Consider the following 14046-nt stretch of genomic DNA (forward strand, 5'->3'; position numbering starts at 1 on the left):
CGCTGGCGCCCACGCTCGCCTGGCTGTTCGTGGGCCGGATCATCGCCGGCGTCTGCGGCTCCTCCTATGTCATCGCCAATGCCTGCATCGCCGATGTGACCGCGCCCGAGCAGCGCGCCCGCGCCTTCGGCTGGATGGGGGCGGCCTTCGGGCTGGGCTTCGTGCTGGGCCCGGCCATCGGCGGGCTGCTTGGCATGTTCGGGCCGCGGGTACCGTTCTGGGTGGCGGCGGCGCTGGCGGGGGCGAATTTCGTCTTCGGCCTCGTCGTCCTGCCCGAGACCCTGCCGCCCGAAAAGCGCCGCCGCTTCCGCCTGATCGAGGCGAACCCCCTCGGCGCGCTGGCGGTGTTCCGCCGCTATCCCGGGGTGCTGGGCCTTGCCGCGGTGGTCTTCGTGTTCTTCTTCGGCTCGGCCGTCTATCCGGCGATCTGGGCGTTCTGGGGCATTGCCAAATTCGGCTGGTCGGAAACGCTGGTGGGGGTGAGCCTCGCGGCCTTCGGGCTGGTGATGGCGGCGGCGCAGGGCTTTCTCACCGGCCCCGCGGTCGAACGCTGGGGCGAATGGCGGGTGGCGCTGATCGGGCTGGTGTTCGCGGTCGTGGTCTGCGCGGGCTATGGCTTCGCGAATGGCCTCGTGATGGTGGCGCTGCTGCTTTTGCTGCATGCGCCCGAGGGCTTCGTGCATCCGATGCTCAGCGCGCTGATGTCGAAGGCGGTGCCCGAGGATGCGCAGGGCGCGCTGCAGGGCGGGATTTCCGCGCTGATGAACCTCGCGATGCTGGCGGGTACGCTGTTCTTCGCGCAGGTCTTCGGCTGGTTCCTGTCGGAGGCCGCGCCCTTCCGCAGCACGGATATGGCCTTCTTCATCGCCTCTGGGGTGCTGGCGGTGGCGCTCGCGCTGTTCTTCACCAACACCCGCGCCAGCGCCCGGCGCGCCTAGTTCGCCCGGAACAGCGGCACGGTCGAGATCGACATCTTGGCCGAGCCCTCCACCACCTGGTTGGCATGGGTCAGATAGATCAGCACCTGGTTCTTCTCATCGTAGATCCGGGTGACGCGCAGGCTCTTGAAGATCAGCGAGCGGCTTTGCGAAAACACGTTCTCGCCCTTCGGCCCCTTCGCCACATCGTCCAGCGTGATCGGCCCGGTCTGGCGGCAGGCGATGGCGCCGTTCGAGGGGTCCTCGAACCAGTTGCCCTGCTTCAGCCGGTCGATCACCGAGCGGTCGAAATAGGAGACATGGCAGGTCACGCCCTGCACCTTCGGGTCCTGGAAGGCCTCCACCACGATATCGTTGCCGGTCCAGTCCACGCCCACGCGCCCGACCTCCTGCGCGGCGGCGGGATGGATGAGGGTGGCCAGCACCGGGGCGGCCAGCGCCAGGGCGAACAGGGGTATGCGCATGTGGATCTCCTTCTTTTTTCGCCCTGAGAGTGGGGTGACGTGGCGTTCCGTACAAGGGCCTTGACGCGAATCGGAGCAACCTCCATTAAATGAACAAGCGTTCAATAATCCTGGAGGAGGAGAGATATGTTCGCGGGTTCCATGACCTTTGATCTCGGCGAAGATGTGAATGCGCTGCGCGACATGGCGCATGCCTGGGCGCAGGAGCGGGTGAAGCCCATCGCCGCAGAGGTGGACCGCAGCAATGTCTTCCCGAACGAGCTCTGGGCCGAGATGGGCGCGCTCGGGCTTCTGGGCATCACCGTAGCGGAAGAATACGGCGGGGCGGGCATGGGCTACCTCGCGCATGTGATCGCCACCGAGGAGATTGCGCGGGCCTCGGCCAGCGTGTCGCTCTCCTATGGGGCGCATTCGAACCTCTGCGTGAACCAGCTGAAGCTGAACGGCTCGGAGGAGCAGAAGCGCAAATACCTGCCGGATCTGGTCTCGGGGGCGAAGGTCGGCGCACTGGCGATGAGCGAGAGCGGCGCGGGCTCCGATGTGGTCGGCATGAAGCTGCGCGCGGAGAAGCGCAACGGCTATTATGTGCTCAATGGCCACAAGTACTGGATCACCAACGGCCCCGATGCCGATACGCTCGTGGTCTATGCCAAGACCGATCCGGAAGCCGGGTCGAAGGGCATCACCGCCTTCATCGTCGAGCGCGGCTTCAAGGGCTTCTCCACCTCGAACCATTTCGACAAGCTTGGCATGCGCGGCTCCAACACGGCGCAGCTGTTCTTCGAGGATTGCGAGGTGCCGTTCGAGAATGTGCTCGGTACCGAGGGGCGCGGCGTGCGGGTGCTGATGTCGGGGCTGGATTACGAGCGCGTGGTGCTTTCGGGGATTGGGACCGGGATCATGGCGGCCTGCCTCGACGAGGTGGTGCCCTATGCGAAGGAGCGCCAGCAGTTCGGCCAGCCCATCGGGAATTTCCAGCTCATGCAGGGCAAGATCGCCGACATGTATGTGGCGATGAACACCGCGCGGGCCTATGTCTACGAGGTCGCGCGCGCCTGTGACCGCGGGCAGGTGACCCGCCAGGACGCCGCCGCTACGGTGCTTTATGCCTCCGAGCAGGCGATGGTGCAGGCGCATCAGGCGGTGCAGGCGCTTGGCGGCGCGGGCTTCCTCAACGACAGCGTGGTGAGTCGGCTGTTCCGCGATGCGAAGCTGATGGAGATCGGCGCCGGCACCTCCGAGATCCGGCGCATGCTGATCGGCCGCGAGATCATGGAAAGGGCATGATCATGGGGCGCGCGCAACGCAAAAGGGCGCCCGGCCGGGGCGCCCTGCAGCAGCGGTCTGTCCGCTCAGAAGCGGTGGACCCAGGACACGCCATAGACCCAGGGGTCGATCTTGGCGGTGCCGATGGAGGCGCCGTTCAGCTTCGCGTCGAGGTCGATGTCGATGTAGCGCGCATCCACCCGGATCGCGTCGGTCTCGTTGAGCTTGTAGTCCACGCCCACATGCGCGGCCAGGCCCCAGCTGTTGTCGAGATCGAGGTTGGTGCCGGCGAGCGGACCGCTTTCCTTCACCTTCAGCACCGCGGTGTAGTTCACGCCCACGCCGACGAAGGGCACCAGCGCGCCGCCATTGTCGAAGTGGTACTGCACCGAGACCGTCGGCGGCAGCTGCGTCACCTCGCCCGCCTTCGCCCCGTTCAGGCGCAGGTTGTGCTTGAACGGCGTTGCCGCCAGCACCTCGATGCCGATGTTGCGCGCGACGAAATATTCGAAGGTGACGGTGGGCTGCACATTGGAGCCGACCGAGCTGCGGAAGGCCCCGGCGAGCGTGCCGTTGTTGTTCTTCGGGGCGACACTGCCGATCCCGACGCCGATCGTGAACTGACCGGCTTCCTGGGCGGCGGCGGCGCTGGCGGCAAGGGCCAGCCCGATACTGGCGGCGGCCAGGAGCTTCATCATCTTATCATCCCTCAAGGTGTCGTTCCGGGGTCCGGTCTCCTGCCGCGCCGCGCGGAAAACCTTGATGCAGATCAAGTCTCTGCCCCCCCGAGGCATTCCGCCGCAGGGGCCGGCGAGACCGCCATGGAGGCCACATGCGCCTGACATCCACCTGCCTTCCGAATTCGGAAACCTTCCGCACCAATCGCGCCGCGCATCTGGCGATGCTGGAGACCGTGCGCACCGCCGCCGAAGCCGCGGCTGCGGGCGGCGGCCCCGAGGCCGTGGCGCGCCATACCGGCCGCGGCAAGATGGCGCCGCGCGAGCGGGTGGCGGGGCTGCTCGATCCGGGCTCGGCCTTCCTCGAAATCGGCGCAACGGCGGCGCATGGCATGTATGACGGCGCGGCCCCCGGCGCAGGCGTGATCGCAGGCATCGGCCGGGTGCAGGGCCAGGAGGTGATGGTGGTGGCCAATGATGCCACCGTGAAGGGCGGCACCTATTATCCGATGACGGTGAAGAAGCACCTGCGCGCGCAGGAGATCGCCGAGGAATGCGCGCTGCCCTGCGTCTATCTGGTGGACAGCGGCGGCGCGAACCTGCCCAACCAGGACGAGGTCTTCCCCGACCGCGACCATTTCGGCCGGATTTTCTACAATCAGGCGCGGATGAGCGCGAAGGGGATCGCGCAGATCGCGGTGGTGATGGGCTCGTGTACGGCGGGCGGGGCCTATGTGCCGGCGATGTCGGATGTGACGATCATCGTGAAGGAGCAGGGCACGATTTTCCTCGCCGGCCCGCCGCTGGTGCGCGCGGCCACGGGCGAGGTGGTCTCGGCCGAGGATCTGGGCGGGGGCGATGTGCATACCCGGCTTTCGGGCGTGGCCGATTACCTGGCAGAGGACGATGCCCATGCGCTCGCGCTGGCGCGGCGCGCGGTGGCGGGGCTGAACCGGGCGAAGCCCGCCACGGTGCAATGGCAGGCCGCCGAGGAGCCCGCGCTCGACCCGGACGAGATCCTGGGCGTCGTGCCCGCCGATCTGCGCACGCCCTACGACATCCGCGAGGTCATCGCCCGGGTGGTGGATGGCTCGCGCTTCGATGAATTCAAGGCGCGCTATGGCGAGACCATCGTCACCGGATTTGCCCATGTGAAGGGCTGCCCGGTGGGGATCATCGCCAATAATGGCGTGCTGTTCTCGGAGGCCGCGCAAAAGGCCGCGCATTTCATCGAGCTGTGCTCGCAGCGCGCGATCCCGCTGGTGTTCCTGCAGAACATCACCGGCTTCATGGTCGGGCGCAAATACGAGAACGAGGGCATCGCCCGGCACGGGGCGAAGATGGTCACGGCCGTGGCCACCACCAATGTGCCCAAAATCACCATGCTGGTCGGGGGCTCCTTCGGTGCGGGCAATTATGGCATGGCCGGGCGCGCCTATGGGCCGCGGTTCCTCTGGACCTGGCCCAACAGCCGGATCTCGGTGATGGGCGGGGAGCAGGCGGCGGGCGTTCTGGCCACCGTGCGGCGCGAGGGGATCGAGCGCAAGGGCGGCAGCTGGACTGCGGAGGAGGAGGCCGCCTTCAAGCGCCCCACGATCGAGATGTTCGACCGCCAAAGCCACCCGCTCTATGCCTCCGCGCGGCTCTGGGACGATGGCATCATCGACCCGCGCCGCACCCGCGACGTGCTGGCGCTGAGCCTCTCGGCCAGCCTGTGCGCGCCGATCGAGCCCACGCGCTTCGGCGTGTTCCGGATGTGAGGCGGCCATGGCCCGCGTCCCCCAGAAAGAGGTTGCCATGTTCGACAAGATCCTGATTGCGAACCGCGGCGAAATCGCCTGCCGCGTCATCGATACCTGCCGCCGGCTGGGCGTGGCCACGGTCGCCGTCTATTCGGAGGCGGATGCGGGCGCGCGCCATGTGGCGATGGCGGATGAGGCGGTGCCGATCGGCGGGCCGGCCCCGCGCGACAGCTACCTGCGCGGTGCGGCCATCATCGCCGCCGCGCAGGCCGCCGGCGCCCAGGCGATCCATCCGGGCTATGGGTTCCTCTCCGAGAACCCGGAGTTCGTCGATGCGGTCGCGGCGGCGGGGCTGGTGTTCATCGGGCCTTCGGGCGATGCGATCCGTGCGATGGGGCTGAAGGATGCGGCCAAGGCGCTGATGGCGCAGGCGGGCGTGCCGGTGGTGCCGGGCTATCAGGGCGCGAACCAGGAGCCCGCGCATCTCGCGGCGCAGGCCGGGCAGGTGGGCTATCCGGTCCTGATCAAGGCCGTCGCGGGCGGCGGCGGCAAGGGCATGCGGCGGGTGGACCGCGCGGCGGATTTCGCCGATGCGCTGGCTTCGGCGCAGGGCGAGGCGCGCACCGCCTTCGGCAATGCGGCGGTGCTGATCGAGAAATATGTGGAGAAGCCGCGCCACATCGAGGTGCAGGTTTTCGGCGACGGCACCCGCGCGGTGCATCTCTTCGAGCGCGATTGCTCGCTGCAGCGCCGCCACCAGAAGGTGATCGAGGAGGCCCCCGCGCCGGGCATGACTGAGGAGATGCGCGCCGCGATGGGCGCCGCCGCCGTACGCGCGGCCGAGGCCATCGGCTACAGCGGCGCGGGCACGGTGGAGTTCATCGTCGATGCCTCCGAGGGGCTGCGCGCGGACCGGTTCTGGTTCATGGAGATGAACACCCGCCTGCAGGTGGAGCATCCGGTGACCGAGGCGATCACCGGCGTCGATCTGGTGGAATGGCAGCTGCGCGTGGCGGCGGGCGAAGCGCTGCCCGCGCGGCAGGAGGATCTGCGGATCACCGGCCATGCCTTCGAGGCGCGGCTTTATGCCGAGGACGTGCCCGCTGGCTTCCTGCCCGCGACCGGCACGCTCGATCATCTGCGCTTTGGCGCGGCGCGGATCGAGACCGGGGTGCGGGCGGGCGACACGATCTCGCCCTGGTACGACCCGATGATCGCCAAGGTGATCACCCATGGCCCGACCCGCGCCATCGCGCTCAATGCGCTCAGCCGCGCGCTGGAGGAGACGCAGGTTGCCGGGACGGTCACGAACCTGGGCTTTCTCGGCGCGCTCGCCCGGCATTCGGGCTTCCGGCGGGGCGATGTGGATACCGGCCTGATCGCGCGCGATCTCGATGCGCTCACCCATGTGCAGGCGCCAGCGGCGGCGCTGCCGCTCGCGGTGATTGCGGCGGCGGGGCTGCAGGAGGGCACCGGCTCGGGATTCACCCTCTGGGCGCCGCTCTCGCGCCCGGTGGCCTTCCCCGATCCGGCGCGGATCCGGGTGCTGGGGCCGGGGCATGTGGCGGTGGAGGTCGCGGAGCGCAGCTTCGATTGCGTTCTGCACCCCGATGGCTGGTGGGTGGACGGCGCCAAGACCGGCGCGGCCTTTCATATCGGGGCGGGCGATGTGACCGTATTCCTGCGCGGCGCCTGGCGCTTTGCGCTGCCCGATCCCCTGGCGCGGGCCGCCACCGGGCCCGCCTCCGGGCTCACGCTTGCGCCGATGCCGGGGCTGGTGAAGGCTGTTTTCGTGGCGCCCGGGCAGGAGGTGGCCGAAGGCGACCGGCTGGCGATTCTGGAGGCGATGAAGATGGAGCACACGATGCTGGCGGCGCGGGCCGGGCGGGTGGCCGAGGTACTGGTCGCCGAAGGCGCGCAGGTGGAGGCCGGGGCCGCGCTGATCCGCCTGGCGGAGGAGGAGGCGGCATGAGGCTGCACCATATCCCCGGCTCGCGCTCGTTCCGGGTGCTGTGGCTGCTGGAGGAACTGGGCGAGGAGGCCGAGCTGCGGCTCTGGTCGCTGACCGATGGCGGGCTGCGCAGCGCGGAGTTCCGGGCGCTGTCGCCTGCGGGGCGGATCCCGGCGCTGGAGGTCGATGGCCGGGCCATCTTCGAATCCGGCGCCATCGTGCAATATCTGACCGAGACCCGCGGCCGTCTGGCGCCGCCCCCGGGCGCTGTGGAGCGGGCCGATTTCCTGGAATGGATCAGCTTCGCCGAAACCCAGGCCGCGCAATTGCAGAACCTGAACATCCATCACATCTTCCTGCGCCCCGAAACCGCGCGCTCGGTGGCGATGATGCGGCTCGATACCCGGCGGCTGGAGCTGACCATGCGCGCGATGGAGGCGCATCTGACCGGGCGCGACTGGCTGCTGGGCAGCTTCTCGGCGGCCGAGTGCATGTTTGGCTTCAATATGGAGGCGGCGTTCCGCTTCGTGCGGCGGGAGGGCTTTCCGGCACTCGCGGCCTGGGCCGCGCGCTGTGCGGCGCGCCCGGCCTACCGTCGCGCGGTGCAGAAGGGCGGCGGCTCGCTCTATGCGCAGGATTTCTACGAGGTGCCCGATGCCTGAGCGCGTGGAGATTTTCGAGATGGCGCCCCGCGACGGGCTCCAGAATGAAAAGCGCATGATCCCGACGGCGGAAAAGATCGCTCTGGTCGATCTGCTGTCGCGCGCGGGGTTCCGGCGGATCGAGGTGGCCTCCTTCGTCAGCCCGAAATGGGTGCCGCAGATGGCCGATGGGGCCGCGGTGCTGGCGGGCATCGTGCGGGCGCCCGGCGTGCGCTATGCGGCGCTGACGCCGAACCTGAAGGGCTATGAGGGCGCGCGCGCGGCACGGGCCGATGAGGTGGCGATTTTCGCCTCCGCCTCCGAGGGCTTCAGCCGCGCGAACCTGAACTGCACCATCGCCGAGAGCCTGGAGCGCTTCGCCCCGGTTGCGGCGGCGGCGCGGGCCGATGGCATTCCGGTGCGCGGCTATGTCTCCGTGGTGACGGATTGCCCCTATGACGGGCCGACGCCGCCCGGCCAGGTGGCGCGGGTGGCGGCGGCGCTGCGCGATCTGGGCTGCTATGAGGTTTCGCTCGGCGATACGATCGGGCAGGGCCGGCCGGAGACGGTGGATGCGATGCTCGCCGCGGTGCTGGAGGAGCTGCCCGCCGCGCGGCTGGCAGGGCATTATCACGATACCGCCGGGCGGGCGCTGCAGAACATCGAGGCGAGCCTCGCGCGCGGGCTGCGGGTATTCGATGCGGCGGTGGGCGGGCTTGGCGGCTGCCCCTACGCGCCCGGTGCGAAGGGCAATGTGGCAACGGAACAGGTGGCCGCGCGGCTGGCGGATCTCGGCTTCGAGACGGGGCTCGATGCGGCCGTCCTGGCCGAGGCCGCGGCGCTGGCACGGGAGATGAAGCATGGCTGAGACGATCCGGACCGAGGTGGATGCGCGCGGCGTGGCGCATCTGTGGCTCGCGCGCGCGGAGAAGCACAATGCGCTGAGCGCGCAGATGATCGCCGAGATCACCGCAGAGATCGGCGCACTCGGGGCGGACCGGGCGGTGCGGGTGGTGGTTCTGGCCGCCGAAGGGGCGAGCTTCTGCGCGGGCGGCGATCTGCGCTGGATGCAGGCGCAGATCGCCGCCACGCCGGCTGAACGCGCCGAGGGCGCGCGCCAGCTCGCGGGGATGCTGCAGGCGCTGGACAGCTGCCCGAAGCCGGTGATCGGCCGGGTGCAGGGCAATGCCTTCGGCGGCGGGATCGGCATGATGTCGGTCTGCGATGTGGCGGTGGGCGCGGCGGGCGCCCGCTTCGGCCTGACGGAGACCCGGCTCGGGCTCACGCCCGCGACGATCTCGCCCTATGTGGTGGCGCGGATGGGCGCGGACCGGGCGCGGCGGGTGTTCATGTCGGCGCGGCTGTTCGGCGCGGAGGAGGCGCGCGAGCTCAACCTGCTCGCGCGGGTGGTGGCGCCCGATGAGCTCGACGCCGCGGTGGAGGCCGAAGTGCTCCCGTATCTCAGCTGTGCGCCGGGCGCGGTGGCCGATGCCAAGGCGCTGGTGCGCATGCTCGGGCCGCGCATCGACACCGAGGTCCAGGAGGCGACGATCCGCGCCCTCGTGGCCCGCTGGGAAAGCCCTGAGGCCGCCGAGGGCATCGCTGCCTTCTTCGACAAGCGCAAGCCATCCTGGCAGCGCTGATCCGCGTGGGCAGAGAGGAATCAGCCCACGCCGCGGATCCGCCTCCGGGCAGCGCCGTGCAAGCCGTTCCCTGAGGGAATTTCTCGGGTTTGTGAACAATCGCCGCGGCAGGAAAATTCTGCCACGGCCTTGTTTCATTGGGTTTTGATCTCTGGGCCACGCTGCGCGCAGAAGCAGCTGTTTCTGTACCCCGCGGTATACTTTCTGCACTTTTCCCAAGCCAGATCATCGCCACTCGGTTGACCGCGCCCAAGGCCAAGGCTAATGCTCACCTCAGCCGGAACCTGCGCGACGGGCGTCGCGACCTGAGGGAGCCATCGATGCACGACCTTTTGCGTGAATATCTTCCCATCCTCATCTTCATTGCACTTGCCATCGTTCTCGGGCTCGTCCTGGTGCTTGCGGCGGCGGTGCTTGCGGTGCGCAACCCCGACCCGGAAAAGGTGTCGGCCTACGAATGCGGTTTCAACGCTTTCGACGATGCGCGGATGAAGTTCGACGTGCGTTTCTACCTCGTCTCGATCCTGTTCATCATCTTCGATCTCGAAGTGGCCTTCCTGTTCCCCTGGGCGGTTGCCTTCGGCGACATCAGCATGGTGGGCTTCTGGTCGATGATGGTGTTCCTGGGCGTGCTGACCGTCGGCTTTGCCTATGAATGGAAGAAGGGGGCGCTGGAATGGGCGTGATGACCTCTGCCAATACCGCCGGGGCGGACCGCGAATTCGCGACCCAGGCGCTGAACAAGGAACTGCAGGACAAGGGCTTCCTGCTGACCTCGACCGAGGACCTCATCAACTGGGCGCGCAATGGCTCGCTGCACTGGATGACCTTCGGTCTGGCCTGCTGCGCCGTGGAAATGATGCAGCTGTCGATGCCGCGCTACGACCTCGAGCGCTTCGGCACCGCGCCGCGCGCTTCGCCGCGCCAGTCCGACGTGATGATCGTCGCTGGCACGCTCACGAACAAGATGGCGCCGGCGCTGCGCAAGGTCTACGACCAGATGCCCGAGCCGCGCTATGTCATCTCCATGGGCTCCTGCGCCAATGGCGGCGGCTATTATCACTACAGCTATTCGGTGGTGCGCGGCTGTGACCGCGTGGTGCCGGTGGATATCTATGTGCCCGGCTGTCCGCCCTCGGCGGAAGCGCTGCTCTATGGTATCTTGCAGCTGCAGCGCAAGATCCGCCGCACCGGCACGCTGGTGCGCTGAGGAGGGACCCATGACCGAAGCCCTGCACGAACTCGCCGCCCATATCGCCGGCAAGCGCCCGAACGACGTGATCTCGACCGAAGTCGCCTTCGGCGAGCTCTGCGTCACGATCACGCCCTCCTCGGTGGTGGATTTCACCGAATGGCTGCGCGACGACGCGAGCTGCAAGTTCTCGACCCTGATCGACATGACCGCGGTGGACTGGCCCGAGCGCGCACAGCGCTTCGACATCGTCTGGCTCTACCTGTCGATGTGGCGCAACCAGCGCATCCGCATCAAGGCCGCCGTGCGCGAGGAGGAGATGGTCCCCTCGATCGTCTCGGTCTTCCCGGTGGCGAACTGGTACGAGCGCGAGATCTTCGACATGTTCGGGATCATCTTCTCCGGCCACCCGGACCTGCGCCGGATCCTGACCGATTACGGCTTCCGCGGCTATCCGCTGCGCAAGGACTTCCCGACCACGGGCTATACCGAAGTGCGCTACGACGAAGTGCTCAAGCGCGTCGTCTACGAGCCGGTGAAGCTCGTGCAGGAATACCGCCAGTTCGACTTCCTCTCGCCCTGGGAAGGCGCGCATTATGCGCTGCCCGGCGACGAGAAGGCGGAGGCGAAATGATGGCCGCCGTCCAGGCCGTATCCTGCCTTTGCGGCGATTGCAGCTTCACCGCGCGTCCGAAGCATGACGCCGGCGTCTGCCATTGCGCGATGTGCCGGAAATGGTCGGGCGGCATGTTCATCAGCGTCGAGAGCGAAACTCCGTTGGAGTTCGTGACCGGCGCTCCGGTGAGCGTCTATCCCTCCAGCGCCTGGGGCGAGCGGCTGTTCTGCGGCCGCTGCGGCGGGCATCTGGCCTGGCGCGCGAAGGACGGGCACGCGACCTATGTGTCGATCCAGTGCTTCGCCGACCCGGCGCAATTCGAACTGACCCAGCAGATCTTCATCGACTGCAAACCCGGCAACTACGCGATCGCGAACAAGACGCAGACGATGACCGAGGCCGAATTCATGGCCATGGTCGCGCCCAGCACGGAAGGTAACGCATGATGGACGGCGACATCCGGCAGAACCACTATGACGACGGCTCGCAGGACATCCTGACGGGCGAGCAGCAGATCCGCAATTTCAACATCAACTTCGGCCCGCAGCACCCTGCGGCGCACGGGGTGCTGCGGCTGGTGCTGGAGCTCGACGGTGAGATCGTCGAGCGGGTCGATCCGCATATCGGGCTGCTGCACCGCGGCACCGAGAAGCTGATGGAAAGCCGCACCTATCTGCAGAACCTGCCGTATTTCGACCGGCTGGACTATGTGGCGCCGATGAACCAGGAGCATGCCTGGTGCCTGGCGATCGAACGGCTGACCGGCACGGTGGTGCCGAAACGGGCGCAGACGATCCGCGTCCTGTTCTCGGAAATCGGCCGGATCCTGAACCACCTGCTGAACGTGACCACGCAGGCGATGGACGTCGGCGCGCTGACGCCGCCGCTCTGGGGCTTCGAGGAACGCGAGAAGCTGATGATCTTCTACGAGCGGGCCTGTGGGGCGCGGTTGCACGCGAACTACTTCCGCCCGGGCGGGGTGCACCAGGATCTGCCGCAGGCGCTCATCGACGACATCGAGGAATGGGCGAAGGCCTTCCCGCAGATCCTCGACGATATCGAGACCCTGCTGACCGAGAACCGGATCTTCAAGCAGCGCAACGCCGATATCTGCATCATCGGTGAGGGCGAGATCACCCGCTGGGGCTATTCCGGCGTGATGGTGCGCGGTTCGGGCCTGGCCTGGGACCTGCGCCGCTCGCAGCCCTACGAGAACTACGACGAGTTCGATTTCAAGGTCTGCGTCGGCAAGAACGGCGACTGCTACGACCGCTATCTGGTGCGCGTGGCCGAAATGCGCGAGTCGACCCGGATCATCCTGCAGGCCTGCGAGATGCTTGGCCGGGTGAAGGGCGACGTGCTCGCGCGCGGCAAGATGACCCCGCCGAAGCGCGGCGAGATGAAGCGCGACATGGAAAGCCTGATCCACCACTTCAAGCTCTATACCGAGGGCTTCCACGTGCCCGCGGGCGAGGTCTATGCCGCTGTCGAGGCGCCCAAGGGCGAATTCGGCGTGTTCCTCGTCGCCGATGGCACCAACAAGCCCTACCGCGCCAAGATCCGCGCGCCGGGGTTCCCGCATCTGCAATCCATGGACGAGGTCGCGAAGGGCTATCTGCTCGCCGATGTCTCGGCCATCATCGGCACGCTCGACATCGTGTTCGGGGAGGTTGACCGCTAATGCTGCGCCGTCTGTATCACGAACAACCGGCATCCTTCGCCTTCACGCCCGCGAACATGGACTGGGCGCAGGCGCAGATCACGAAATACCCCGTCGGCCGTCAGGCTTCGGCGATCATCCCGCTGCTGTTCCGCGCGCAGGAGCAGGAGGGCTGGCTCTCGAAGCCCGCGATCGAATATGTCGCCGACATGCTGGACATGCCCTATATCCGGGCGCTCGAAGTCGCGACCTTCTATTTCATGTTCCAGCTGGCTCCGGTGGGCTCGGTCGCGCATATCCAGATCTGCGGGACGACCTCGTGCATGATCTGCGGCGCCGAGGATCTGATCCAGGTCTGCAAGGACAAGATCGCGCCGCATGCGCATGAGCTGTCGAAGGACGGCAAGTTCTCCTGGGAAGAGGTCGAGTGCCTTGGCGCCTGCGCCAATGCGCCGATGGCGGCGATCGGCAAGGACTACTATGAGGACCTGAGCGAGGCGAGCCTCGCGAAGCTGATCGACGAGATGGCCGCGGGCAAGACCCCGCGTCCGGGCTCGCAAACGGGGCGGTTCTCCTCCGAGGGTGCGGGCACGCAGGTCGCGCTGCTGGAGAGCAAGGGCGACAAGGAGGCCTATAACGGCACCGTCGGCCTCGCGGTCGCCATCGGCGACACGATCAAGCGCATCGACGGCCAGGAAGTGCCGCTGCGGGCACCGTGGCAGATGTCGGGGCAGCGCGCACCGATCGGGATCATGGGCACCGAGCGCCCGCAATCCGCCGTGCAGCAGGCAGCCGCCGCCAGGGCCGAGCCGAAACCCGCCGCGGGCAAGCCGGTCGATGCGACGGGCGTGGCCGTGCAGGAGGCTGTGGTCGCCGACAAGGGAAAGCCTGAGGCCACCGGCACCGCGCCGGGCGGCACCGCAACCGCCGCGCCCGGCCAGAAGCTGGCTGAAGTGCCGGCGGGCGAGGGGCGCAAGCCCGAGGGGCTGGCCGCGCCGCGCAACGGCACGAAGGACGACCTCAAGGTGATCGAGGGCGTGGGCCCGGTGCTGGAGGAACGCCTCAACGAATGGGGCATCTTCCATTATGACCAGATCGCCGCCTGGGGCCCTGCGGAAGTGCTGTTCGCAGACGAGAACGTGCCGCGGTTCAAGGGCCGCTGCTCGCGCGACAAATGGGTCGCGCAGGCGAAGATCATCGTCGAGGAGGGCATGGCGCGCTTTCTCGAACGTGCCAAGACCAATGATTATTGAGCG

15 protein-coding genes are annotated in these 14046 nt (G+C 67.8%); 13 read left to right on the forward strand and 2 right to left on the reverse strand.

Annotated elements, in window-relative coordinates:
• On the forward strand, nucleotides 1-938 hold a 938-nt coding region (locus tag ACOMG5_RS04765), incomplete at its 5' end, for an MFS transporter (RefSeq protein ID WP_420342645.1).
• Here ACOMG5_RS04765 and ACOMG5_RS04770 read toward each other — a convergent pair.
• Nucleotides 935-1402, reverse strand: a complete 468-nt coding sequence (locus tag ACOMG5_RS04770; RefSeq protein WP_420342646.1) for a CreA family protein — start codon at nucleotides 1400-1402, stop codon at nucleotides 935-937. The genes ACOMG5_RS04765 and ACOMG5_RS04770 overlap by 4 nt on opposite strands.
• Nucleotides 1403-1528: 126 nt before the next feature.
• On the opposite strand from ACOMG5_RS04770, the gene ACOMG5_RS04775 reads away from it, so the two are divergent.
• Entirely contained in the window at nucleotides 1529-2689 is a 1161-nt protein-coding gene (locus tag ACOMG5_RS04775) for an acyl-CoA dehydrogenase family protein (protein ID WP_420342647.1), read from the forward strand.
• Nucleotides 2690-2754: 65 nt separating this feature from the next.
• Here ACOMG5_RS04775 and ACOMG5_RS04780 read toward each other — a convergent pair whose 3' ends face one another.
• Nucleotides 2755-3366 (reverse strand): OmpW/AlkL family protein, encoded by a 612-nt coding sequence (locus ACOMG5_RS04780; protein WP_420342648.1) that lies wholly within the window; start codon nucleotides 3364-3366, stop codon nucleotides 2755-2757.
• Nucleotides 3367-3500: 134 nt separating this feature from the next.
• Here ACOMG5_RS04780 and ACOMG5_RS04785 point away from each other — a divergent pair, with 134 nt between their 5' ends.
• The 11 genes from ACOMG5_RS04785 (at nucleotide 3501) to ACOMG5_RS04835 (ending at nucleotide 14043) form a co-directional block, all read left to right on the forward strand.
• Nucleotides 3501-5105, forward strand: a complete 1605-nt coding sequence (locus ACOMG5_RS04785) for a carboxyl transferase domain-containing protein (protein ID WP_420342649.1) — start codon at nucleotides 3501-3503, stop codon at nucleotides 5103-5105.
• 37 nt (nucleotides 5106-5142) lie between these two features.
• The gene (locus ACOMG5_RS04790) at nucleotides 5143-7059 is read left to right on the forward strand and encodes a biotin carboxylase N-terminal domain-containing protein (protein WP_420342650.1); all 1917 of its coding nucleotides are present in this window, start codon (nucleotides 5143-5145) and stop codon (nucleotides 7057-7059) included.
• Complete coding sequence (locus tag ACOMG5_RS04795; RefSeq protein ID WP_420342651.1) at nucleotides 7056-7700, forward strand: glutathione S-transferase family protein; 645 nt, start codon at nucleotides 7056-7058, stop codon at nucleotides 7698-7700. The genes ACOMG5_RS04790 and ACOMG5_RS04795 overlap by 4 nt, the downstream gene beginning before the upstream one ends.
• On the forward strand, nucleotides 7693-8547 hold the full coding sequence (locus ACOMG5_RS04800; protein WP_420342652.1) for a hydroxymethylglutaryl-CoA lyase: 855 nt from the start codon (nucleotides 7693-7695) through the stop codon (nucleotides 8545-8547). Before ACOMG5_RS04795 ends, ACOMG5_RS04800 begins: the two co-directional genes overlap by 8 nt.
• Nucleotides 8540-9322 carry a crotonase/enoyl-CoA hydratase family protein gene (locus ACOMG5_RS04805; protein WP_420342653.1) on the forward strand — a complete coding sequence of 261 codons (783 nt, stop codon included), beginning with the start codon at nucleotides 8540-8542 and terminating at the stop codon, nucleotides 9320-9322. Before ACOMG5_RS04800 ends, ACOMG5_RS04805 begins: the two co-directional genes overlap by 8 nt.
• Before the next feature lie 320 nt (nucleotides 9323-9642).
• Entirely contained in the window at nucleotides 9643-10008 is a 366-nt protein-coding gene (locus ACOMG5_RS04810; protein WP_420342654.1) for an NADH-quinone oxidoreductase subunit A, read from the forward strand.
• Complete coding sequence (locus tag ACOMG5_RS04815; RefSeq protein WP_420342655.1) at nucleotides 9999-10532, forward strand: NuoB/complex I 20 kDa subunit family protein; 534 nt, start codon at nucleotides 9999-10001, stop codon at nucleotides 10530-10532. Before ACOMG5_RS04810 ends, ACOMG5_RS04815 begins: the two co-directional genes overlap by 10 nt.
• A 10-nt stretch (nucleotides 10533-10542) precedes the next feature.
• Nucleotides 10543-11148 (forward strand): NADH-quinone oxidoreductase subunit C, encoded by a 606-nt coding sequence (locus tag ACOMG5_RS04820; RefSeq protein WP_420342656.1) that lies wholly within the window; start codon nucleotides 10543-10545, stop codon nucleotides 11146-11148.
• Nucleotides 11145-11576, forward strand: coding sequence for a GFA family protein (locus tag ACOMG5_RS04825; protein WP_420342657.1), 432 nt, complete (start codon nucleotides 11145-11147; stop codon nucleotides 11574-11576). Before ACOMG5_RS04820 ends, ACOMG5_RS04825 begins: the two co-directional genes overlap by 4 nt.
• A complete protein-coding gene (locus tag ACOMG5_RS04830) occupies nucleotides 11573-12811 on the forward strand; it encodes an NADH-quinone oxidoreductase subunit D (RefSeq protein WP_420342658.1) in 1239 nt (412 codons plus the stop codon). The genes ACOMG5_RS04825 and ACOMG5_RS04830 overlap by 4 nt, the downstream gene beginning before the upstream one ends.
• Nucleotides 12811-14043: an NADH-quinone oxidoreductase subunit E gene (locus ACOMG5_RS04835; RefSeq protein ID WP_420342659.1), complete on the forward strand. Its 1233-nt coding sequence runs from the start codon at nucleotides 12811-12813 to the stop codon at nucleotides 14041-14043. The genes ACOMG5_RS04830 and ACOMG5_RS04835 overlap by 1 nt, the downstream gene beginning before the upstream one ends.
• Nucleotides 14044-14046 lie beyond the last annotated feature (3 nt).

The organism is Paenirhodobacter sp. (assembly GCF_041916475.1).
In the GTDB taxonomy this organism is placed as follows: Bacteria; Pseudomonadota; Alphaproteobacteria; order Rhodobacterales; family Rhodobacteraceae; genus Rhodobacter.